The 23,652-nt window shown below is 35.0% G+C and carries 26 protein-coding genes; 24 read left to right on the top strand and 2 right to left on the bottom strand.

Features of this window, described 5'->3' with window-relative positions; genetic code table 11:
• Positions 1-29: 29 nt before the first annotated feature.
• Positions 30-593, bottom strand: a complete 564-nt coding sequence (locus tag D7D81_RS13725; protein WP_164522263.1) for a DUF3794 domain-containing protein — start codon at positions 591-593, stop codon at positions 30-32.
• An 82-nt stretch (positions 594-675) separates the two neighbouring features.
• Positions 676-1,368 carry a DUF3794 domain-containing protein gene (locus tag D7D81_RS13720; protein WP_125990641.1) on the bottom strand — a complete coding sequence of 231 codons (693 nt, stop codon included), beginning with the start codon at positions 1,366-1,368 and terminating at the stop codon, positions 676-678.
• 320 nt (positions 1,369-1,688) lie between these two features.
• On the opposite strand from D7D81_RS13720, the gene D7D81_RS13715 reads away from it, so the two are divergent.
• The 24 genes from D7D81_RS13715 to ispG all read left to right on the top strand — a co-directional run bounded on the left by D7D81_RS13715 (position 1,689) and on the right by ispG (position 23,652).
• A complete protein-coding gene (locus D7D81_RS13715) occupies positions 1,689-2,393 on the top strand; it encodes a hypothetical protein (protein WP_125990640.1) in 705 nt (234 codons plus the stop codon).
• Between the two features lie 292 nt (positions 2,394-2,685).
• Positions 2,686-3,792, top strand: coding sequence for a DNA-processing protein DprA (gene dprA, locus D7D81_RS13710; protein ID WP_125990639.1), 1,107 nt, complete (start codon positions 2,686-2,688; stop codon positions 3,790-3,792).
• 75 nt (positions 3,793-3,867) lie between these two features.
• Positions 3,868-4,362: a DUF494 family protein gene (locus tag D7D81_RS13705; protein WP_125990638.1), complete on the top strand. Its 495-nt coding sequence runs from the start codon at positions 3,868-3,870 to the stop codon at positions 4,360-4,362.
• Positions 4,363-4,380: 18 nt separating this feature from the next.
• Positions 4,381-6,468 carry a type I DNA topoisomerase gene (topA, locus tag D7D81_RS13700; RefSeq protein ID WP_125990637.1) on the top strand — a complete coding sequence of 696 codons (2,088 nt, stop codon included), beginning with the start codon at positions 4,381-4,383 and terminating at the stop codon, positions 6,466-6,468.
• Positions 6,469-6,679: 211 nt separating this feature from the next.
• Positions 6,680-7,171: an ATP-dependent protease subunit HslV gene (gene hslV, locus D7D81_RS13695; RefSeq protein WP_230869789.1), complete on the top strand. Its 492-nt coding sequence runs from the start codon at positions 6,680-6,682 to the stop codon at positions 7,169-7,171.
• Positions 7,171-8,559 carry an ATP-dependent protease ATPase subunit HslU gene (hslU, locus tag D7D81_RS13690; RefSeq protein WP_125992187.1) on the top strand — a complete coding sequence of 463 codons (1,389 nt, stop codon included), beginning with the start codon at positions 7,171-7,173 and terminating at the stop codon, positions 8,557-8,559. The genes hslV and hslU overlap by 1 nt, the downstream gene beginning before the upstream one ends.
• A 32-nt stretch (positions 8,560-8,591) precedes the next feature.
• Positions 8,592-9,371, top strand: a complete 780-nt coding sequence (gene codY / locus D7D81_RS13685) for a GTP-sensing pleiotropic transcriptional regulator CodY (RefSeq protein WP_125992185.1) — start codon at positions 8,592-8,594, stop codon at positions 9,369-9,371.
• A 173-nt stretch (positions 9,372-9,544) separates the two neighbouring features.
• Complete coding sequence (locus D7D81_RS13680) at positions 9,545-9,913, top strand: response regulator (RefSeq protein WP_125990636.1); 369 nt, start codon at positions 9,545-9,547, stop codon at positions 9,911-9,913.
• A gap of 15 nt (positions 9,914-9,928) precedes the next feature.
• The gene (locus D7D81_RS13675; protein ID WP_125990635.1) at positions 9,929-11,932 is read left to right on the top strand and encodes a chemotaxis protein CheA; all 2,004 of its coding nucleotides are present in this window, start codon (positions 9,929-9,931) and stop codon (positions 11,930-11,932) included.
• Positions 11,933-11,947: 15 nt separating this feature from the next.
• A complete protein-coding gene (locus tag D7D81_RS13670; RefSeq protein ID WP_125990634.1) occupies positions 11,948-12,436 on the top strand; it encodes a chemotaxis protein CheW in 489 nt (162 codons plus the stop codon).
• Between the two features lie 14 nt (positions 12,437-12,450).
• Positions 12,451-12,951, top strand: coding sequence for a chemotaxis protein CheW (locus D7D81_RS13665; RefSeq protein WP_125990633.1), 501 nt, complete (start codon positions 12,451-12,453; stop codon positions 12,949-12,951).
• An 11-nt stretch (positions 12,952-12,962) separates the two neighbouring features.
• A complete protein-coding gene (locus D7D81_RS13660; RefSeq protein ID WP_125990632.1) occupies positions 12,963-13,586 on the top strand; it encodes a chemotaxis protein CheC in 624 nt (207 codons plus the stop codon).
• Positions 13,583-14,056 (top strand): chemotaxis protein CheD, encoded by a 474-nt coding sequence (locus D7D81_RS13655; RefSeq protein WP_125990631.1) that lies wholly within the window; start codon positions 13,583-13,585, stop codon positions 14,054-14,056. The genes D7D81_RS13660 and D7D81_RS13655 overlap by 4 nt, the downstream gene beginning before the upstream one ends.
• 153 nt (positions 14,057-14,209) lie before the next feature.
• Positions 14,210-14,965 carry a 30S ribosomal protein S2 gene (rpsB, locus tag D7D81_RS13650; RefSeq protein ID WP_125990630.1) on the top strand — a complete coding sequence of 252 codons (756 nt, stop codon included), beginning with the start codon at positions 14,210-14,212 and terminating at the stop codon, positions 14,963-14,965.
• 76 nt (positions 14,966-15,041) lie between these two features.
• Positions 15,042-15,941 carry a translation elongation factor Ts gene (gene tsf, locus D7D81_RS13645; protein WP_286169722.1) on the top strand — a complete coding sequence of 300 codons (900 nt, stop codon included), beginning with the start codon at positions 15,042-15,044 and terminating at the stop codon, positions 15,939-15,941.
• A 112-nt stretch (positions 15,942-16,053) separates the two neighbouring features.
• Positions 16,054-16,773, top strand: coding sequence for a UMP kinase (gene pyrH, locus D7D81_RS13640; protein ID WP_125992183.1), 720 nt, complete (start codon positions 16,054-16,056; stop codon positions 16,771-16,773).
• Positions 16,774-16,925: 152 nt separating this feature from the next.
• Positions 16,926-17,483 carry a ribosome recycling factor gene (gene frr, locus D7D81_RS13635; protein WP_125992181.1) on the top strand — a complete coding sequence of 186 codons (558 nt, stop codon included), beginning with the start codon at positions 16,926-16,928 and terminating at the stop codon, positions 17,481-17,483.
• A 4-nt stretch (positions 17,484-17,487) separates the two neighbouring features.
• Positions 17,488-17,691 (top strand): hypothetical protein, encoded by a 204-nt coding sequence (locus D7D81_RS13630; protein ID WP_125990628.1) that lies wholly within the window; start codon positions 17,488-17,490, stop codon positions 17,689-17,691.
• A 54-nt stretch (positions 17,692-17,745) separates the two neighbouring features.
• Positions 17,746-18,471: an undecaprenyl pyrophosphate synthase gene (gene uppS, locus D7D81_RS13625; protein WP_125990627.1), complete on the top strand. Its 726-nt coding sequence runs from the start codon at positions 17,746-17,748 to the stop codon at positions 18,469-18,471.
• Positions 18,461-19,267, top strand: a complete 807-nt coding sequence (locus D7D81_RS13620; protein WP_205739220.1) for a phosphatidate cytidylyltransferase — start codon at positions 18,461-18,463, stop codon at positions 19,265-19,267. Before uppS ends, D7D81_RS13620 begins: the two co-directional genes overlap by 11 nt.
• A gap of 34 nt (positions 19,268-19,301) precedes the next feature.
• Positions 19,302-20,366 (top strand): sporulation integral membrane protein YtvI, encoded by a 1,065-nt coding sequence (gene ytvI, locus D7D81_RS13615; protein WP_125990625.1) that lies wholly within the window; start codon positions 19,302-19,304, stop codon positions 20,364-20,366.
• A 6-nt stretch (positions 20,367-20,372) separates the two neighbouring features.
• Positions 20,373-21,530: a 1-deoxy-D-xylulose-5-phosphate reductoisomerase gene (locus tag D7D81_RS13610; protein ID WP_125990624.1), complete on the top strand. Its 1,158-nt coding sequence runs from the start codon at positions 20,373-20,375 to the stop codon at positions 21,528-21,530.
• Complete coding sequence (gene rseP / locus D7D81_RS13605; RefSeq protein WP_125990623.1) at positions 21,521-22,594, top strand: RIP metalloprotease RseP; 1,074 nt, start codon at positions 21,521-21,523, stop codon at positions 22,592-22,594. The genes D7D81_RS13610 and rseP overlap by 10 nt, the downstream gene beginning before the upstream one ends.
• Positions 22,594-23,652, top strand: a complete 1,059-nt coding sequence (gene ispG, locus D7D81_RS13600) for a flavodoxin-dependent (E)-4-hydroxy-3-methylbut-2-enyl-diphosphate synthase (protein ID WP_125990622.1) — start codon at positions 22,594-22,596, stop codon at positions 23,650-23,652. The genes rseP and ispG overlap by 1 nt, the downstream gene beginning before the upstream one ends.

Raw genomic sequence — 23,652 nt, 5'->3', positions numbered from 1 at the left:
TTAAGAAATATAATTTCTTGTTACCCGGTTTAACAGTCGAGATTATTACACTTGATAATATTTCTGCATTCAAAAACAGGGCCAGGTGCTGGTAAGTCAACATCCTGCTGAGTATATTCTGACACCTTAATAATAAAATCAAGGATAATTTTTTGCTCGACTGTTGTTGTATCAAGGATAATTTGTGCAGCTGTTAATTGAGTGACATATAATTGAATATCTATACCTGTTTGTGCTCCACGGTTACCCGGACCAATTTCAATAACATTATTAGTAAGGATCATTTTATTAAATCTGCCTGTTGTAAAGTTTGGACTTACACCAGGTAATTCTACTTCTTTTGAGAAAGGTATTTCTTCATTTACATATTGTAATTGACCACCAACAGCTTTATAAATTAGGTTTTTGAATATGGTGCCTTGGACTATGGCCCTGTTCTGAAACAATACTACCCGGTCAAATTCAACCGAAAGGACAGGATCCAATAATTCAACAACTGCTGGTGATACCTCCGTAACCGTAGTTTCGAAAACATGAACTGGTTCTTCAGCCGTAAGTTCAAGTAATTTAAGGGTTTTTCTAATTTTTTTCATTATAATACCCCCTTTCATTATTTATTATAATATATGTTATTATAGATAAAATGTTGTATATTAATATAGATTGTCATTTTATTCATGTGTTTCTGGTTAAATTTTCTTCTTCTATTTCAAAGGGGAAGATACACCGCCTTTTTCTTTTTTTCTTTTTCTTTTTCTTTTTATCTTTCTCTATTACTTTATTATTACAGGGAATCTTTTGATGACATGTAAAAACAGGTGCTGGTTTAGGTAATTTTATTTTGTTCTGGGTTAATCTGGAAACCTTAATTATAAAATCAACTATTATTTTCTGTTCAACAGTGGTATTATTGACTAGAAATTGTTTTACACTAAGATTATTTAGATATAACTGGATATCAATTCCGTTTGAGAACCCAGAAAGGTTATTGATTTCAATTACTGGATTACTTTTAATGAGCCGATTAAATTTGCCGGTATAGTAATAGGGTGATAGCCCTGGGAGGTTAATTTCTTTTGAAAACTCTATTCCTTCTTCTTCATAATTAATAATATTGTTATCTGCCTTATAGATCATATTTTTATTTATTTCACCCTGAATGACTATTTTGTTTTTAAAAAAGACTGCCCGGGCAAAATTGACAGATACTATAGGTTCCAGTAATTCAGTGATGGGTGGAGTGATATTACTTAGATTATTAGTTTTAGAGATACTTACTTCTTTTTCAGCAAGTAACTCTAATGTATTAATTTTTTTAGTAGATAAAGAATAATCAGGATAGATATATAGTTTTTTTCGATGTTTCATCTTAACACCTCCTTATTTCTCCATTAATAAAATAAATAATTTTGAATATTATTTTATATACTAATATATGTCTGCTACTTAAATTTGTTATTTTAAATTTACAATCAGATGATACTGAATTTTCTATGTTTAATGGAATCTAAATATATTAAAACAGGAGTGCTGGGTCAGTGCAAGAATATTCAATTATGCAAGATATGAAAGTATAAAATATATAAAAATAAAAGGGAAAAAAGATTTGATGGAGAAAAGTACTAAATAAATAGTACTATTTGCTTAGTGCTAAATAAATAGTCCCTCTAGGGGTGGAGGTGCTTATAATGAAAAACTTTATCTTTGTATTAATTATAGTATTTATTATTAATGGAGGTGTTGTATATAGTATTGATTCTTTTGAATTAATAGAGAGTTATGGGCCAGAAAATTTATTGAGTTCACTGACAGATTTGTCTAATACAGTAGTAAAGGAGAGGGAGATGTTAGTTCTATGTAGTGACCTGGAAGAACTGTATCTTGCTTTTAGTAATAGTAGACTACTCCTGGGTCCTCCTTCATTTAGAAAACAGGTAGATGATTTTGTTATCAGGGGGTATACTAATTCAGAACTAGGTTTATGTAAAATTGACAACCTCAATAATTATTTTAGATATGGCCAAAATAAAATGAAGTTTCCTATACCCTTGTTTGATATAACTGGTTTTACTTATGATGGGGAATTATATTGGGTAATAGATGGGGATATTAATATACTATATTCCTTTATGGTGATAGATCAGGCAGGGAAAAAGGCCATTAAGATTAATTCTAAGTCTTTAATTAGAGACCTTAAAGTAGAAGGACTTGACTGGTATAGTGGTTCATTATGGTTATGTGATATAGATAATGTCTATAAGTTAAACAAGAATTTTGAGACTATTAAAACATATAAAGTACCTGTTAAGATAAGCGGTATTCATTTTTATAAAGGGTATCTCTTTGCAACAGGATTTGATAAAAAGATTGTTTATCAATTTGAGATTAATTAAAGAGGCTGTTCGAAAAGTTTCAGTATATACCGCCAGGGATTATATATCCCTTCACTCACTGCCCTCTTCTATTATAAACGCAATGTTGAGGCCAATACTAACGAATCGACTTGTGTCACAACGGTAACACCACAGGCACTCCGTATTTGACTAGAGCGCACAAGAACAGTTTAAGGTTGCACCTTAACTTCGCTTAGGGGTATATAATCCCCTATTTATACCTTTTCGAACACACACTTAAGTAGTCTTAGCTAGAAAAAGAGTCAGGGTACGGTTTTGGGGGGGGATTGTAATGGAAGAAAGGAACTGCTGTCTAGGGCTTAGTATGATTAAGGGATTAGGTTCTATAAGAATAGCAAAGTTGCTTAAACACTTCGGGAGTCCACTCAGGGTCTGGCAGGCAGATGAAAGAGAACTGGCTGTAGTAGAGGGGATAGGTTCACTGGCAGCTGAGATTGTTAAACAGAGAGATAAAATAAAATTAGAAAAAGTTCTGCAAAGAATTAGAAGCTTAAATATTAATTTTATTACAATAAATGACCAAGCATATCCAGTAAGCCTTAAAAATATTTATGACCCACCACCAGTATTATTTTATAAAGGTGAATATATTCTGGATGAGAGCTGTGTAGCTATCGTTGGTTCCAGAAAATCAACCTCTTATGGTAGAAAGATAGCGGAAAAAATGGGGTATGAACTAGCTCAAAAGGGTATTACAGTTGTTAGTGGTATGGCCAGGGGTATTGATACACATGGACATCTAGGCAGTTTAAAAGCTAAAGGCAAAACGATCGCAGTTCTTGGTAGTGGACTTGATATTATATATCCACCGGAAAACAATGAACTTTTTAATGAGATTCAGCACCGGGGCATGGTTATCAGTGAGTTTCCCCCAGGAACTAAACCCCTTTCAGGAAATTTTCCCCAGAGAAATAGAATTATAAGTGGGCTGAGTAAGGGTGTACTGGTTGTAGAGGCTTCAAGCCGGAGCGGTTCTTTAATCACTGCCAGTCTAGCTCTTGAACAGGGACGTGAACTCTTTGCTATCCCAGGTAATATAAACCGTACACAGAGCGAAGGTACCAATAAATTAATCAAGGAAGGGGCTAAACTTGTTAGTAGTGTTAATGATATTTTGGAAGAGTTATTTATTTATAGTGAGATAGAAGAACACAATCAGACTGCTTACCCCGAATTATCAGCTGACGAGGAAGATGTTGTTAAAATATTGCAGGAAGAAGCAGAATTGGATATTAATCAGCTGATTGAAATGACTGAGAAAAGCCCTGCAGTTATTAATACAATACTCCTTAAGTTGGAGTTAAAAGGTATTATTTCCAGAGAGGCAGGAAATAAATATATATTTTTGGGTTTACAAAATCTATTAAAACCACTATAATTATATATTAGTTATCAAAAGGAATGATATAATTTATATAGCAGTAAATTGATTCAGGGGGAGGGGGTTATATAATTGAACGAAGATGTAATGGAAATTATAGGTTTGCTTATTAGAATGATGTTAAAGGATGAAAACCATTTTATAAAAGAAGAAGAAATAATTCAGAACTTGCTGGAAGAAGGATATGATATTCAGGATATTGATGAGGCCTTTGAATTAATTTATCATGGGACGGAAATAATAGATGAGGAAAAAAACAAACTAGATAAATCTAATGGAAATTCTTTTTATAACAGGGTTTTTAGTCATTCAGAAAGGATGTATTTATCCTTTGAATTACAGGGTTTAATAAAAAGAATGCTATTTTTAAATCTATTAACCCCTGGTGAAAGTGAGGAAATAATTATCAGGGTTATACAGGATAGTTATCCAGGCTATCTAACGACAGGACAGTTATGGGACATATTAGAGGAAGTAATTGAGGACCAGGGTAAATTACAGATAATATCGAGTGAAATTATAGAATTTAGAAATATGGTTACAGATGATTCAAAGTATATTAATTAAAATGTTGGAGGTGTCGTTGTGGGCAGAAGAAAAAAAAGTGGTACATTGGTGATTGTTGAATCACCAGCTAAAGCTAAAACAATAGCAAAGTTTCTTGGTAGGGGTTATAAGGTTGAAGCATCAATGGGACATGTAATTGATCTGCCTAAAAGTAAACTGGGTATTGATATAGAAAATAATTTTGAACCTAAATATATTACTATCAGGGGCAAGGGTAAGGTTTTAAAAAACTTACGCAAGGCTGTCAAAAAATCAGAAGATGTATTACTGGCAACAGACCCTGACCGTGAAGGAGAAGCTATTTCCTGGCATCTTTATCGTGCCCTTAAACTTGATAAAGAAGATGCTAGGATAGAATTTAATGAAATAACTAAGACAGCTATTAAAAATGCCCTTAAGAATCCGCGCCCGATTAATCAAAATCTAGTAGATGCCCAACAGGCCAGACGATTACTTGATAGACTGGTGGGGTATAGATTAAGCCCTCTCCTCTGGAAAAAGATCAGAAAGGGTTTAAGTGCCGGGAGGGTACAGACAGTTGCAGTTAAAATAATATGTGAGCGTGAAAAAGAGATTGAAGCCTTTGAACCTGAAGAATACTGGACAATTAAAGTTATTTTAGAAAAAGATAGTAATGATTTTGAGGCAGAGTTAAAGAGAATTAATGGTAAAAAATTTAAAATTAGTAATCAGGAAGAAGCCAATAATATCCTTGAAGAGGTAAAAAAAGAAGATTTTATTGTAGAACAGGTTAAGGATAGGAAAAGAAGGAGAAATCCAAATTCACCATTTACAACCAGTACTTTACAGCAGAGGGCAGCCAGTCAATTGGGCTATTCTGCCAAAAAAACTATGTATCTTGCCCAACAACTCTATGAAGGTATTGATATTGGTGAAGAGGGGACAGTTGGTCTTATAAGTTATATCAGGACTGATAGTACAAGAATATCTGATGAAGCCAGAGGGGAGGCTTTAAACTATATTCGTAATGAGTTCGGTGATAAATATGTTTCCAGTAAAGACAAAAAATATAAGAAGCAGGAAGGGGCACAGGATGCCCATGAAGCCATCAGGCCTACTTCAGTAGTTCATACCCCTGAAAGCCTTAAAAATAAACTGACAAATGATCAATATAAATTATATGATTTAATATGGCGCCGCTTTGTAGCTAGTTTTATGAGTCCGGCAGTTTATAGACTATTGACAGTAACTATTAATGCAGGTGAAAAGTATAGATTTAATGTCTCGGGTTCTCAGATAGTCTTTCCAGGTTTTTTACGGGTTGATTCAAGTAGCCAGAAGAAAGATGTGATTCTACCTGAAATGCAAAAGGGTGAGAAATTAGCTCCAAAGGAATTTCTGCCTGAGCAGCATTTTACCCAACCACCACCAAGGTTTTCTGAGGCGAGTCTGGTTAAAACACTTGAAGAAGAGGGCATTGGTCGTCCCAGTACTTATGCTCCAACAATTTCGACTGTAATTTCCCGTGGTTATGTTGAAAGGGATGGAAGACAATTAAAGCCTACTGAACTGGGAATTATAGTTACTGACTTATTAAGTGAACATTTTCCAGATGTGACTGATATTGAATTTACCGCTCAGATGGAGGATAGGCTTGATAATGTAGAAGAGGGTAATGATCAGTGGAAAGAGGTCTTGGTTGATTTTTATGAACCATTTGCTAAAAGGCTTGAAATAGCTGCAGAGGAAATGGATAGTGTTCAACTAGAGGAAGAAGTAACTGATGAAGTCTGTGAAAAATGCGGTAAACCTATGATAGTTAAATATGGGAGATATGGTAAATTTTTAGCCTGTTCTGGTTATCCAGATTGTAAAAATACTAAACCATTTCTCATTAAGACCGGTGTATCTTGTCCCGAGTGTGAGGATGGTGAATTAATTCAACGTAAAAGTAGAAAAGGCAGGGTGTTTTACGGCTGCTCTAATTATCCAGATTGTGAATATGTACTCTGGAATAAACCGGTAGATAAAGAATGTCCAGATTGTGAAGGAATTATGGTTGAAAAACGCAGTAAGAGTAAGGGTTTAGTCTATAAGTGTGTTAATAAAGAATGTGGGTTTGAGGAAAAGGTAGCAGATATCTAGGGGGTATACCAGTATTTTAATAAAAAAAACTTATATTTGCTTAGTTTATCTTGACATAAAATAATGTTATGTGTTAATATTAATTGAATAAATAAGAAACTATTTTGAATCGTTAGACAATTTAATATTTTACTGTTGGGGAGGGAGATATTTGAATAAACGAATAGAGGCAACTACTGTTGTAGCTGTTAAGTATAAAGATAAGGTTGCTATGGCTGGTGATGGTCAGGTAACAATGGGAAATACTATCATGAAATATGGGGCAAAAAAGGTAAGGAAACTTTATCATGAAAAGGTCCTGGCCGGATTTGCTGGTGCTGCAGCTGATGCCTTTACACTCTTTGAAAAATTTGAGATAAAGTTGGAGGAATACCATGGCAATCTGGAAAGGGCTGCTGTAGAACTTGCTAAAGAATGGCGTACTGATAAAATTTTAAGAAAATTAGAGGCTTTGTTAATGGTAGCTGATAGTGATAAGATTTTATTAATTTCAGGTAATGGTGATGTCATAGAACCAGATGATGAGATTATGGCTATTGGTTCTGGAGGTTCCTATGCACTGGCCGCTGCTCGTGCCCTTGTGATGTCTGCTGGTGAGAATGATGCCAGGGAAATTGCTTATAAATCATTGAAAATCGCTGCAGAGATCTGTATATATACAAATGACCATATTACTGCTGAAGAGATATTGGGGGGTGAATGATGAACGGGGAATTAACACCAAAGGAGATTGTTGCGAAACTTGACAAATATATAATTGGTCAGCATGATGCCAAAAAAGCTGTTGCTATAGCTTTAAGAAACCGTTATCGAAGAAAGAAAATAAATAACGATTTGCAGGAAGAAATTATCCCTAAAAATATCTTGATGATTGGGCCTACTGGTGTTGGGAAGACTGAAATAGCAAGGAGACTAGCTAAAATCACCAGTTCTCCGTTTATTAAAGTTGAGGTAACTAAATTTACTGAAGTAGGTTATGTAGGGCGCGATGTTGAATCTATTGTCAGGGACCTTGTTGAAACAGCCATTAGAATGATAAAACAGGAACGGGTGAAAGAGGTTGAGCCGAAGGCAGTTAAGATGGCTGAGGATAGAATACTTGATCTTATGTTACCTGTTCCCCAAAAGAAAAGAGAAAACCCCTTTGAGTATTTTATGAATGAAGATAAAGGGGAAAATAAAATTGCTGATGATACTTATAACCGTATCAATGAAAGAAGAGAGAGGTTGAGAAATAGACTTATTAGTGGTGAACTGGATGAACAAATAATTGAAATTAGTGTTGAAACACAGGGTCCACAGATGTTTGAAGTTTTTTCAGGTGCTGGCATGGAAGAAATGGGTGTAAATTTCCAGGACATGTTTGGTAATTTATTTCCCCCTCAGAAGAAGAAGAGAAAGGTTACTGTAAAAGAGGCTAAAGAGATTCTGAAACAGGAAGAAGCCCATAAGATTATTGATATGGAAGAAGTAGCCAGTGAAGCTATTACACTGGTAGAAAACGATGGAATAGTTTTTCTTGATGAAATAGACAAAATTGCTGGTAGAGAGGTAGGTAATAGTGGTCCAGAAGTATCTCGTGAAGGAGTACAGAGGGATATTTTACCTATTGTTGAGGGCTCGACAATTATGAGTAAATACGGTCCAGTTAAAACAGACCATATTTTATTTGTTGCTGCTGGGGCCTTTCATGTTGCTAAACCATCTGACTTGATACCAGAATTACAGGGGCGTTTTCCGATCAGAGTTGAATTAAAGAGCTTAACCAGGGATAATTTTAAAGAAATATTATTAAAACCAAGGAATGCCTTGACTAAACAATATACGGCTTTACTGAAAACCGAGGGGGTTCAGATTAAATTTTCTGATGATGCTATTGATGAAATTGCTGGTTTTGCCTTTCGGGTAAATGAAAATACTGAAAATATTGGGGCCAGAAGACTTCACACAATTATGGAGAGGTTACTGGAAGATTTATTATTTAATGCACCGGACATGGAAGAAGAGGAAATTCTTGTAGATGTAGATTATGTAAGGGAACAATTGGCTGATGTAGTACAGGATAAAGATCTTAGTAAATATATCTTATAAGGGAAAAAAATAAATGGAGGTTGAATTTTATGATGGAAGAGTTGCTGGAAAAGAGTAGGATGATAAATCATTTACTGCAGACTGGGGGCAAGACAGTTGATTTTTCAGAGATGGCAGAGGTCTTATCTGGAGCAATAAACTGTAATGTTTATATAACCAGTAAAAAAGGTCGTATACTGGGTTATAGTCTGCTTGATGATTTTGAATGTGATATTATGGAGGAAACTGTTATTGATCAGGGACGCTTTCCTGATGACTATAATAAAGGTTTAATGCGGATCAGGGATACCAGGGCTAATGTTAAACAAGAAGAAGGTAACTGTGTATTTACTGATGGAGAAGACTGTCTTTTTAAGAATAAATTAACAACTATTATTCCAATGATTGGTGGGGGTGACCGCCTGGGAACTTTGGTGCTGGCCCGTTATGGGGAAGAATTTGCTGCCGATGATCTTATTTTAGGAGAATATGGTGCTTCAGTAGTAGGAATGGAGATACTGCGTTCCAAGAATGAAAAAATAGAAAAAGAGGCCAGAAAAAAAGCTGCTGTACAGATTGCTATTGATACTTTATCTTATTCAGAATTAGAGGCTATTGAACATATATTTGAAGAGTTAGAGGGCAAAGAAGGACTTCTTGTTGCCAGTAAGATAGCAGATCGGGTAGGTATTACACGTTCAGTGATTGTGAATGCTTTACGAAAATTTGAAAGTGCTGGTGTAATTGAATCAAGGTCATTAGGTATGAAGGGGACTTTTATTAAGGTGTTAAATGATTATCTACTGGAAGAATTAGATAAGTTAAAGGCATAACTATCAAAGCCCTCACTGAAATATGAGGGCTTTTTTTTAATATTTGCAGGAACTATTAATTAATTGTCGAATATATATTATAAATACCATAAAAATAGGTATAGGTATAAATACACACACTCAAGATTAAACCAAATTAAGATATGAATAAGTAGAGGAGGTATTAATATTAGATGGACAAGAAAGTCCTTATAGTAGATGATGCAGCATTTATGAGGATGATGATTAAAAATATATTAGTTGAAGATGGGTTTGAAATTGCTGGGGAAGCTGAAAATGGTAAAGAGGCTATTGAATTATATAAGGAATTAGAGCCAGATTTAGTTACTATGGATATTACCATGCCTGATATGGATGGTATTGAAGCTGTTAAAGAAATTTTAAAAATAGATAAAGACGCCAGGGTGATTATGTGTAGTGCTATGGGACAGCAGGCAATGGTAATAGATGCTATTCAGGCCGGGGCTAAAGACTTTGTTGTTAAGCCTTTTAAACCAGACAGGGTTTTATCGGCTATACGAAAAGTATTTAATGAATTATAAGGGGGTCAGTTATTAATGGAAAATAATAATCAATATCTTCAGATGTTTTTTGATGAATCTGCTGAATATCTTCAATTATTAAACGAGAATGTTTTATTATTAGAAGAAAGCCCGGATGATGAAGAGATTATTAATGCTGTCTTCAGGGCTGCCCATTCAGTTAAGGGAATGTCTGCAACTATGGGGTTTGATCGTTTGACAGACCTTACCCATAAAATAGAAAATATACTGGCTAAGGTTCGTAATAAAGAATTAAGTATTAATGAAGATATTATTGACCTTTTATTTGCAGGACTGGACTATATTAAATCTCTGGTAGAAGATATACGCAGTGATGGTGAAGAAAATACAGATGTTAGTGCTTATTTGCAGGAATTAGATAATTGTCTTAACCATTCAAATGATGTAATCGTTGATAAAGGTGATCTTCGATCAGATGAAGATTTAGCTTATTCTTCTTATTTAAAATTAAATGAGGAAGAGGAAAAAAATATTGCAAATAAAATGAAAGATACTGATTGCGTTTATAATATTGAGGTAATCCTTGATAAAAGTTGTTTATTGAAAAATGTACGTGGTTATATGGTTTTGAAAAAAGCCCAGGAAATTGGTTATCTTGCCAAATCTAATCCGACTCAAAAAGAGATTGAAGATGAGGATTTTGGTGATTCAATTTACATAATTTTAGTATCAACTCTTGATAGTGAATCAATAATTAAAGAATTTAAAAACATAGTAGATGTTGCTGAGGTTAAGATTAACTTAAATGATCTAAAAAGTACAAGAAAAGTTGAAACTAGCGTAAGTAATAAGAAAGAAATTAGCAATAAAAATGAAAAAAAGAAGAAAACTAGTCTTTCTAATATGCAGGTTTCACCAACTGTTAGGGTAGATATAAATAAACTTGATAATTTAATGAATATGGTAGGGGAATTACTTATCAATAAAACCCGTTTAGAGGGTCTAAATATTAAAACTGATATTTATCAAGATATAATTCAACAGTTAGACCGGGTTACAATGGACCTTCATCATATTGTTATGCAGATCAGGATGGTACCTATTGGAGGTATTTTTAATAGATTCCCAAGGATGGTAAGAGACTTATCAAAAGAACTTAATAAGGAAATTAATTTAATGATCGAAGGTGCTGATACAGAATTAGACCGCTCTATTATTGATGAACTAGCTGACCCATTAATGCATATAATACGAAATTCAGCAGACCATGGTGTTGAAACACCGGAGGTAAGAAAAGCAAAAGGTAAAGCCTTTGAAGGTGTAATCCTTTTAAATGCCTATCAAAAGGGTAGTGAAATAATAATTGAAGTTGAGGATGATGGTAAGGGCATTGATGTAGATATGTTAACTGAAAAGGCCCTGGAAAAGGGGATAATAACTGTTGAAGATATTGAAGATATGGATGAAAAGGACAAATTGCAGCTTGTCTTTCATCCTGGATTTAGTACTTCAGAAAAGGTTACAGATGTCTCTGGTCGAGGAGTAGGAATGGATGTAGTAAAACGGGTTGTAGAATCACTTGATGGACAGGTGTATATAGAATCTGAGAAGGATGTTGGCACTAGATTTACTATTTCACTCCCTCTTACTCTGGCGATAACTCAGGCTCTGATGGTAAAGATAGATGATGAAATATTTGCTATTCCATTAGGAACTATAAGTGAGACAATAATGATAAAACCTGATGAGATACAGCAGGTCAGGGGACAGGATGTAATTATATTAAGAGATACTACTATACCTCTTGTAGAGGGTTCACGTCAGTTGAATCTGAATGTAGAGTATGGTCAGTATATTAATAAAGAAGAGATTCCAGCAGTTATTATTAATTCTGGCGAAAAACAGATTGGTTTAATTGTAGATGAATTGCTCAATCAGCAGGAAATTGTTATAAAATCATTGGGTAATTACCTGATAAATATAAAAAATATTAGTGGTGCAACAATTGTTGGTGATGGTGATGTGGCTCTGATTCTGGATGTACGGAATATAGCATAGGGGAGGGAATAATAAATGGAAAATGCTCCTGAGAAAGAAAAAGCTGTAGAAGATGCTGCACAAAACCAACTGGTTATATTTCAGCTAGGTGATGAGGAATATGCAGTTGATATTAAACAGGCAAAAGAGATTATTAAGTTACCCAAGATAACAAAGGTGCCTAATACACCCGATTATGTCCGTGGGGTTGTTAATCTAAGGGGTCAGATTGTACCTGTTGTTGATTTGAGGGATAGGTTTAGTATTTCCAGTACTTCTAAAAAAGAAAGGATTATTACAGTTGAGGTGCGTGATTCTTTGATCGGGCTGGTGGTTGATGCTGTTAATGAGGTTTTTTGGTATAATCTGGATGAGCTTGAACCATCACCTGAGGTTGAAGGTGGAATAAAACAGGAATTTATTAAGGGTGTTGTCAAACGCGGTGAACGCTTGTTGGTTCTGGTAGACCTGGAGAGTCTTTTATTTGAAAATAGTTTACAGCATGACAGCCGGGCTTCTGTTTAGAGAGGGGGGATTATATGTTATCAAATTTTAACAAAAAGGTTACTAAAACAGTTACTAAAGAAGAGAAGCAGTTTATTGTTTTTAATATTGCTAATGAGGAGTTTGGAGTAGATGTAAAACAGGCGAAGGAAATTATTCCTCACCGGGAATTGACCCATATACCTAATGCCCCTTCTTTTGTAAGAGGGGTGATTAATTTAAGGGGTGATATTATACCTATTATTAACCTTAGTAAGAAATTATCATTAAATGAGTCTCTTGATAATCAGGAAGAAAAAATTATTATTGTTGAGCTTGATAATAATTTGATTGGTATGCAGGTTGATGATGTTAGTGAAATGATCAGACTTGCTCAGGACAATATTGCAGACCCTCCAGATATAGTCAAAGGCATTAATAAGTATTATTTAAGTGGGGTAGGTAAGCTTAATGATAGACTATTAATTCTGCTTGATCTTAATAATATACTGACAGAAGAAGAAATCGAAGAATTGGATAAGATTGATATAGATTAGGAGGAGAGTAGATGTCAGGGGATTTAATAGAAAATATTACCAGCATGCAAAAAGATGCTTTGAAAGAAATAGGTAATATAGGTGCAGGGAATGCAGCTACTGCTTTTGCACAGGTTTTAGATACTGAGATTGATATGACAGTACCATCGGTAGATATTACACCTATTTCAGAAGTGCCTGAGGTAACCGGCCAGATAGAACAAAAGGTTGTTAGTGTTCTTTTAAAGGTTATGGGAGAAGCACCAGGGAGTATTTTATTAATCCTGTCAGAAGAAAGCAGTAAAAACCTTTTAAGTATTATGATGAATAACGGTTCAGAGATTGAAGATTTTACTGAGGTTGAAATATCAGCTTTAAAAGAGATAGGCAATATATTGTCTGGTTCATACCTGAATGCTATTAATCAGATGACCGGTTTAAATTTAATTCAATCAATACCTGGCTTTTCTTATGATATGGCAGGGGCAATTTTAACTACTTCAATGATAAGTCTTTTTGAAGAAAGTGATTATGCTTTATTAATAGAGACGAAATTTATTAATAATGGGAAAGAAATAGAGGGATACTTTTTTTATATACCTGATTCGGGGTCACTGGAGAAAATATTGAAAGCACTGGGGTTTGATACAAAATGAATTCTCCTATCAGGGTGAGGATGGCTGAGTACTCTGTGGCCAGTTCACCTGAAGTCCTTATAACTATAGGCCTGGGTTCCTGTATTGGTATTGCTCTTTATGATAAGATAAATAAAATAGGTGGTTTAATACATATTATGCTCCCTGAGAATAGAAAAGGGACAAGGCCTGCTAAATTTGCAGATACAGGAATCCCTCTATTATTAAAAAAAATGGAAGCCAGGGGTGCTTCCCGTGATAACATTGTTGCTAAAATTGCCGGTGGTGCACATATGTTTGCCAGTGCAGGTGACTTTAATATTCAGGTTGGACAGAAAAATATTGAGGCTGTTTGTCGTATTTTATCAGAATTTAATATTCGAATTAAAGGAAAAGATGTTGGCGAAGATTACGGAAGGACAATGGAATTTTATCTTAAGGATGGTAGTGTTTTAATACGTTCATATAAAAAAGGTAAAAAGTTTTTATAAATAATTGATAATTTTTTTTTTATGTGGTATACTACCTATTAGTGCAAAATACACACGCCTGTGGACTGAATTGTCTGGTGCTGTATTTTTGTTAATACAGTGACAAGGAAGGGAGAAGTAGGCGGAGGCTAACCGGGAGAGGAGGTGGATGGTATGTCTGTGGTAAATATGAAACAATTGTTAGAATCTGGCGTTCATTTTGGGCATCAAACAAGAAGATGGAATCCTAAAATGAAGGAATATATCTTTACTGAAAGAAATGGAATTTATATTATTGACCTGCAAAAAACAGTGGGTTTATTAAATAAAGCTCATGACTTTGTAAAAGAAATGTCTGCCCAGGGAAAAACAATTCTCTTTGTAGGAACCAAAAAACAAGCTCAGGAAACAGTTAGAATAGAGGCTGAACGTTGTGACATGCCCTATGTTAATCAAAGATGGTTGGGTGGAATGCTTACCAATTTTAAGACCATTAAAAAACGGGTTGCTCGTTTGAATGAGCTTGAATCAATGGAAGAAGAGGGGCTTTTTGAAGTACTACCGAAAAAAGAGGTTGTTCAGTTAAACAAAGAACATGACAAATTAGAACGTTTCCTTGGTGGTATTAGATATATGAAAAAGCTTCCTGATGTCGTATATGTTACTGACCCAAGAAAAGAGGCTATAGCAGTTGCTGAAGCCCGCAAATTAAATATACCTGTTGTAGCTATTGTAGATACAAACTGTGACCCTGATCTGATTGATTATATTATTCCAGGTAATGATGATGCAATTCGTGCAGTAAAGTTAATAACAAATATTATTGCTAGTGCTGTTTTAACCGGGAAACAGGGTGAACAGATGAAAGAAGAGGAAGTTAAAGAGGAAGCAATTGAAGAAGATAATGACCTGGAAACCATTGAAGAGTAATTATAAAGGCGTTGTAAGGGGGTCTTCCTTCTTACTGCGTCTTTTTCTATAAGAATGAGACAAGGGAGGTAATATTATGGCAAGTATGAAGGATATTAAAGAACTTCGTGAAAGGACAGGTGCTGGTGTACTTGATTGTAAAAAGGCCCTTGAAGAAAATAATGATGATGTGGAAGCAGCTGTTGAATATTTACGTGAAAAGGGTATTGCTGCAGCAGCTAAAAAAGCAGGCAGGATTGCTGCTGAAGGGCTGGTGGATGTTGTCATTGATGATGATAGGAAAAAGGGGCTTATTGTTGAGGTAAATAGTGAGACTGATTTTGTTGCTAAAAACGATAACTTTAAAGACTTGGTCTCTGATATATCTCAACATATTATGCAGAGCGAGGCAAGTGATATCGATGAACTCCTTAATGAATCATGGTATAAGGATGAGAGTAAGGATATAAATACTGTGATGAAGGAAGCAATTGCCAATATTGGTGAAAACCTTAATCTACGACGTTTTGAAAAATATACTACCGATGGTTTTCTACAGGGTTATATACATATGGGTGGTAAAATAGGTGTTTTAGTTGATATTGATGCTGATCTAAATGAAGAGAATCAGGAACTGGCCAAGAATGTTGCTATGCATATAGCAGCAAGTAGTCCGGATTACATTGAACGGGAACAGGTAAGTGATGACGTTTTAAATAAAGAAAAAGAAATTTATAAAGAACAGATGCTGAATGAGGGGAAACCCGAGCAGATAATTGATAAAATAGTAGCTGGTAAAATAGACAAGTTTTATAGTCAGGTATGTCTCCTTGAACAGGAATATATACGAGATACCGATATTACTGTTGCTGAATTATTAGCTGATAAAAATTTCAGTATTAAGAGATTTGCCCGTTTTGAGCTGGGTGAAGGAATAGAGAAGAAGGATGAAGATTTCGCTTCAGAGGTTATGAGTGAGATGAACAAAAATAAATAGATACTATTAATACTAAAAAGAGAGCACACTCTGTGTTCTCTTTTTAAGAGTTATTCTTTCTAAAAAAAGGGATTGTTTAATTTTTCCCGAATATATATAATGGAGGGTTATGATGGGAGATAGACCAGCATATTCTCGGGTTTTATTGAAAATAAGTGGAGAGGCTTTAGCAGGGGATAGTGGGTATGGCATTGACCCTGCTGTAATAAAAACTATTGCCAACGAAATATTTGACGTAGTAATGAGAACAAAGGTTGAGATGGCGATTGTAGTTGGTGGTGGAAATATTTTTAGAGGAATTGCCGGAAGTGCCAAGGGAATGGATCGCGGAACTGCTGATTATATGGGGATGTTGGCTACTGTTATTAATGCAATGGCTTTACAGGATGCAATTGAGAAACTTGGTCTGGAAACCAGGGTACAGTCTGCTATAGAGATGCGTCAGATTGCTGAACCATATATACGAAGGAGGGCAATTAGACACCTGGAAAAGGGTAGGGTTGTTATTTTTGCTGCTGGTACTGGTAATCCCTTCTTTTCTACCGATACAACTGCGGCCCTCAGGGCTGCTGAGATATCTGCTGATGCTATTTTAATGGCCAAGAATGTGGATGGTGTTTATGACTCTGATCCACTTAGTAATCCTGAGGCAGTAATGTATGAAGAACTTAAGTATATTGATGTTCTGAAAAAATCTTTAAGAGTGATGGATTCAACTGCTGTATCTCTCTGTATGGATAATAGTATTCCTTTGATTGTGTTTGCTGTCAAAGAGAGTGGTAATATTGAAAAAGCTGTTTTAGGCAAAAAAATAGGAACATATGTCCGTTAATAATATGGTATAATTAAATTACTGTTATTGTGAAACTGTTTTTAAATTTTTTTAAAGATCGACAATATATTTGTTTTATAGGAATTATATATATTTTTTTAGGGTGTTTTCTTAGGTGTTTCATTAAATTATTAAAGGACAGGGGGATGAAGATGATTAGGGAAGTAATGAAAGAGGCGGAAGAGAAAATGAGAAAGGCAGTCAAGGCTACCAGGGATGACTTTAATACAGTCAGGACCGGGAGGGCCAGGCCTTCACTGGTAGAAAGTATTATGGTTGATTATTATGGTACTCAGACACCAATTCAGCAGATGGCTAAGGTTGTTGCTCCAGAGGCTCGCTTGTTGGTGATTGAACCCTGGGATAAGTCTGCTATTGGTGAAGTAGAAAAGGCTATCATGAAAGCAAATTTAGGTCTGACTCCTAATAATGATGGTAGTGTTATTAGAATAAATATTCCTCAACTTACAGAGGAAAGAAGGAAAGAGTTAGTCAAGGTTATCCGTGATAAAGCAGAAAAGGGTCGGGTTGCAATTAGAAATATAAGGCATGAGGCTAATGATAAATTAAGGGAACTTGAAAATGATAGTGAAATATCTGAAGATAATTACCACCGGGGATTGGAAAATATCCAGGAACTTACTGATGAATATGTAGCTAAAATAGATAGTATACTCACTGAAAAAGAGGAAGATATTATGGAGGTATAGTTTAATGGGTATTGCTCTTTCATATCTTTCAGCCCTAAGAGTTAAAGAGGCAATTAAATTGCTAAAAGAACATAATATTGACTTTAATTTAATATATACTGGCCCGACCGATAGAAAATATGGGCTAGGAGATAAACGGGTTATTACGGCAAGGACGGTTAAAACAGGGGTTATCGACCTTATCTGGAGTTATGAAAAATATAAATAAAATTTTTGTCCCCCTCATATGAGGGGGTGATTATTTTAATTTAGGGTGATATATATGAAGATACCATCACATATTGCAATAATAATGGATGGAAATGGAAGATGGGCAGTTGAACGGGGTCTGCCCAGGAAACAGGGTCATATTGCTGGTGTAAATGCCTTTAAAAAAATCATAATTAAGGCTGCTGAACTCGGTGTTAGGGCACTTACTGTCTATGCTTTTTCAACTGAAAACTGGAACAGACCCAGGACCGAAGTTGATTTTATTTTAAATTTGTTTCAAAAAACACTTTTAAAACAGGCTGATGAATTATTTAAAAACAATGTTAAAGTGAAAGTGATTGGGAGAAGGAATGGGCTTTCCAGGGCTTTAACAAATACAATTGAAAAGATTGAGGAGATGACTGCTGGTAATAAAGGGATTCAGTTAAATATTGCTTTTAACTATGGGGGGCGTGCTGAAATAGTTGATATGGTAAAAAAAATAGTTAATGATTTTGCTGTTAATAATGAGACAAATATATCCCTTACTGAACAGGATATTAATAGATATCTCTATAATCCTGGACTTGCTGATGTAGAGTTGTTAATCAGGACAGGTGGGGAGAGGAGATTGAGTAATTTTTTATTATGGCAGTCTGCCTATACTGAGCTTTGTTTTTTTGATAAATACTGGCCGGATTTTACAGCAGAGGACCTGGTATCAGCAATTAAAATATTTCAACAGCGCGAAAGGCGTTTTGGGGGCTTAAATAAAGTGGGTGAGGATTGTGTTGACTAAGAGGATATTAAGCTCAATAGTTGGAATTATTATATTATTTGCCTGTATAATAACAGGTACTATACCATTTATTAGTCTTATACTTTTGTTAACTATAATTGCTATTTATGAGTATAATAGAATGCTTCCAGTAAAGAGTGGAAAAAATTTTTTCTTAATGACCACTTTTAGTATATTTATTATTAGCTACACATATCTAAGTAATAGAGGACTTATTGATAATGTTTTTCCAGCACTTGTATATCTGTATTTAATTGTTTATTTTATATTCCATTTTTTATTTATTAAAAATAATTTCCTTGAATCCTTATCCTATAATACTTTTGGTTTGATTTATATTGCAGGTGGTTTTTCTTTTCTACTTTTTCTACGGGAATTTTCTACTGCACCATTTAATAAAACAACAGCCCTCTGGCTGGTATTACTAGCTACCTGGGCCAGTGATACAGGTGGGTATTTTATAGGTAGGTTTCTAGGAAGCCATAAACTGGCAGAGGAGATAAGCCCTAATAAAACAATAGAGGGGGCTATAGGGAGTGTTCTGCTGACGATTATAGTTGTTGGGATTTATATGCTTTATTTCGGATATTATAGTTTCTACTGGTTTATATATGCGGTAGTTATTGCTTTAACAGCCATTACAGGTGATCTCTTTGAATCAAAAATGAAACGAGAGCTAGGTTTAAAGGACTCCGGTGACTTAATTCCAGGACATGGCGGTATTTTAGATAGATTTGACACTCTTCTTTTTACAGCACCTGTTACCTATTTTTTTCTTGTTCATTTACTTGTTTAGCTAATATTATATTTAGTAATAGGGGTATGATAATATGGAGAAATATTTAAAAAAAATGCTAATTTTTATTGTTTTAATGTTGTTTATACTAATTGTGTCAAAATACTTTTTCATTTATTTTACACCCTTTATTATTGCTGCTGTACTGGCAAGTTTAATTAATCCAGTTGTTAAAATAGTTGAGGAATATCTACATATTAACAGAGGTTTTGCTGTCTTTATTGTTTTGATCTTTTTTATAGCTGTATTAATTATCGTTTTTTTTCTGGGGATTTCACATATTTATCTGGAATTAAATCGCTTGCTGCAGAATCTACCAGATTATAATACCTTTGGTGAAGAATTTCAATGGCTCATTAATCAAAACAATAAAATAACCGATTTAATTAATGGCCTGGAAATATCACCAGCTATTAGAGAGGTATTAAATGAGAACATGCAGTTATTATATAATGCTTTAAAGAGTGGTATAGTAATGGTAATAAATAATGTGATCAGTTTTTTAGGTAAATTACCTATGATTTTAACGGTCTTATTTTTAAGTTTTATTGCAACCTTTTTTATAAGTAAGGATATTGATAAAATAAATAGTTTTCTTATGGGACTTTTCCCGAAAGAGTTGCGGGCTAAGTTTTTTAAGCTAGAAAAAGAACTGGTTAGTTCGGCTGTTGGCTTTGTTAGGGCCGAAATAATGCTTATTTCTATTACCTGCCTTGTTTCCGGTATTGGTCTGGCAATTATGGGCAACCCGTATGCAGTAATTATAGCAATTAGTTCTGCTTTTCTAGACCTTATACCTATTATTGGTCCAGCCCTTATTTTTATTCCTTGGGTTATTTATAATATTATTATTGGAGATATTAATAATGCCTTTCAGTTATTATTACTATATACAGTTATGGTGGCTATTAGACAGGGGGCCGAGGGTAAAATAATGGGTAAAAACCTTGGTTTACATCCATTGGCAACTATGATTGCTCTCTATGTTGGATTCAGGATCTTAGGGACTCTAGGGCTTATTATTGGCCCTGCAATACTGGTACTGGGTAAGGCTGTTTTTAATGCTGATCTATTAAATTTGGTTGATTTCAGGGAGTGAATACTAATGAAAAGAATAATTATTCTAGGGTCGACAGGATCAATAGGTACCCAGACCCTGGAGGTAATAGAGCACCTGTCTGATGATTGGAATGTAATTGGATTAACTGCTAATACTAATATAGATTTATTAGAGAAACAGGCCAACAAGTATAAACCTGAATTTCTGGTAGTTATGGATGAGTATCATGCTGAAAAATTAAAAAATAGATTGGCTGATCAAGCAGTTGAGGTTCTGAGCGGACCTGCTGGACTTAATTATCTGGCCGGACAGGTTGAGAGTGATTTGCTGATCAATGCCCTTGTTGGTGCTGTTGGATTGGCACCTACTGTTGCTGCCCTTGAAAAGGGATCAAGGATTGGCCTGGCCAACAAAGAGACACTGGTTATTGGTGGTGAAATTATTGAGAAATATTTAAGTAATCCATTAAATAAAATTTTACCTATTGATAGTGAACACAATGCAGTCTTCCAACTCTTAGCAGGACATAAAGAAAAAGAGATTGCTAAAATTATACTTACAGCCTCAGGAGGGCCTTTTTTAAACCTTGAAAAAGATAGATTAGAAACGGTAACTGTAAAAGAAGCCTTAAACCATCCCAACTGGGATATGGGTGGAAAGATAACAATTGATTCTGCAACCATGATGAATAAGGGGCTTGAGGTAATTGAGGCTCATTATTTATTTAAACAACCTTATGATAAAATTAAGGTTGTTATTCATCCTGAAAGTATAGTTCATTCGATGGTTGAATTTATTGATAGTTCTATTATGGCTGAACTAGGTGTTGCTGATATGCGGATACCGATACAGAATATTTTAACATACCCTGAACGGGTGAGTAGTCTGGGAAAGAATTTAGACTTATTTACAGTAGGGGCTTTAAATTTTGAAGAACCAGATTTTGAAAAGTTTCCTGCACTAAGTCTGGCCTATACTGCTGGAAAAGAGGGCGGTAGTCTTCCTGTAATTTTAAATGCTGCTAATGAGGTTGCAGTTATGGGATTTTTGGCAAATAAAATACGGTTTACGGATATTACATATATTGTTGAAAAAGTGATGGATAGTTATGAAAGGAAAGATAATCCTCTTCTTGAGGAAATATATATGATAGATAAAGAAGCCAGGGAAATGGCAGAGGGGGTTATGAAAGAATGTTATTAACTATTTTCAGTTTTATTATAGTCCTGGGTATTTTAGTATTTATTCATGAATTTGGTCATTACCTGGCTGCTAAATTGTCAGGTATCCGTGTTGAAGAATTTGCGATAGGTTTTGGGCCGAAGCTTTTATCCTACCAGCGGGGTGAGACTCTTTATTCTATCAGGGGAATACCCCTGGGTGGGTTCTGTAAAATGACTGGTGAATTTCCACCTGATGATGAGATGAGTGCCGAAGAGAAAGAAATATATTATGATGCCCGTGAAAAAGAAGAGTGTTTTGATCAAAAATCAGTCTGGAAGAGATTTGCTGTAGTCTTTAATGGTCCTTTCATGAATTTTGTTCTGGCTATATTTATCTTTGCTTTAATTTTTAATATTTTTGGCCTTCCTGTTAGAACGACTAATTCAAATATACTGGGTGATATTATACCAGGGCAACCTGCTGCCCAGGCTGGTTTTAAAGTTGGTGATCGAGTATATTCTATTGATGGACAGAGTGTTGAGACCTGGGATGAACTTGCTGATATTATCCATAGGTCAAGTGGTAAAGAATTAATTGTAGGGGTTGAACGTGACGAAGAATTAATAGAAATAGAAGTTACACCCAGGTATGAAGAATCGGCAGAGGGGGGAGTAATTGGTATAGCTCCACAGTTATTAAAAAGAGAAGTGGGTTTACTGGAATCTTTTCGTCTGGGGTTTGGTCAGTCCTGGTATATTTTTAAGGTAACAGTCCTTGGGTTTTTTAATATGATTACCGGGAAAACCCCTGCTGAAATAGGTGGTCCAGTAATGATTGCTAGTATGATAGGTCAGGCTGCTGAGATAGGTATTAGTAGTGTTCTGAACCTGATGGCAGTCTTGAGTATTAACCTTGGTATTATTAATCTGGTACCCTTTCCTGCCCTTGATGGGGGAAGGATAATCTTTATTTTTGTAGAACTAATAAGGGGTAAACCAGTTAATCCAGAAAAAGAAAGTTTTGTACATATAGTTGGATTTATTTTATTAATTGTTTTAATGGTATTTCTGGTCTTCAAAGATATAGGAAGGACAATATTTTAATGATTAATTATCAACGTCGGAAAACACATCAGGTGTTTTATGGTGATGTTCCTGTAGGGGGAGATGCCCCTATAAGTGTTCAGTCAATGACAAATACTAAAACAGCTGATATAGATAAAACAGTAAAACAAATTGAAGAACTGGTTGTGGCTGGTTGTGAGATTATCAGGGTTGCTGTTCCGGATATGAAAACAGCCAGTTGTCTATCGCGTTTAAGGGAAAGGATTAAGATTCCACTGATTGCTGATATACACTTTGATTATAAACTTGCCCTGGAGGCAGTAAAACAGGGTGTTGATGGTCTGCGTTTAAATCCAGGTAATATTGGAGATTTTGATCATCTTAAAAGAGTTGCCCAAAAGGCCAAGGAGGCTGGTATTCCAATAAGGATTGGGGTTAATTCTGGATCATTAGAAAAAAAGTTGTTAAAAAAATATGGTTCTGTGACAGCTGAGGCCATGGTGGAGAGTGCCTTATCACATATCAGTCTTTTAGAAGAAAATGGGTTTAATGATATTGTTGTATCATTAAAATCCACAGATATTTGGATGACACTTAAGGCTTATAGTTTGTTGGCAAAAGAAGTGGATTATCCTTTTCATATTGGGATCACAGAGGCAGGTACAGTTTGGTCAGGAACAATTAAATCTGCTCTTGGACTGGGGAGTATTTTGACAGCAGGTCTGGGAGATACAGTACGTGTTTCACTGACAGGTAGTCCTGTGGAAGAAGTCAGAGTTGGCTGGCAGATACTTCGTCTCTTGGACCTACGTCAGAGAGGCCCTAAGATTATTTCCTGTCCAACATGTGGACGCACTAATATTAATTTAATTAAATTAGCTGAAGATGTTGAAAAGGCCGTTAAAGACCTGGACAAGTCTATAACTATAGCAGTAATGGGTTGTGTTGTTAATGGACCTGGTGAAGCCCGGGAGGCTGATATAGGTATTGCAGGAGGGAAAAATGAGGGCTTGATTTTTAAAAAAGGAAAATTAGTAAAAAAAGTTAAAGAAGATAGATTATTAAAGGAATTATTACTTGAAATAGATAAAATGTAA

This window comes from Halocella sp. SP3-1, from assembly GCF_003953885.1.
GTDB lineage: Bacteria > Bacillota > Halanaerobiia > Halanaerobiales > DTU029 > Iocasia > Iocasia fonsfrigidae.
This window is presented reverse-complemented; position numbering and strand designations above follow the sequence as displayed.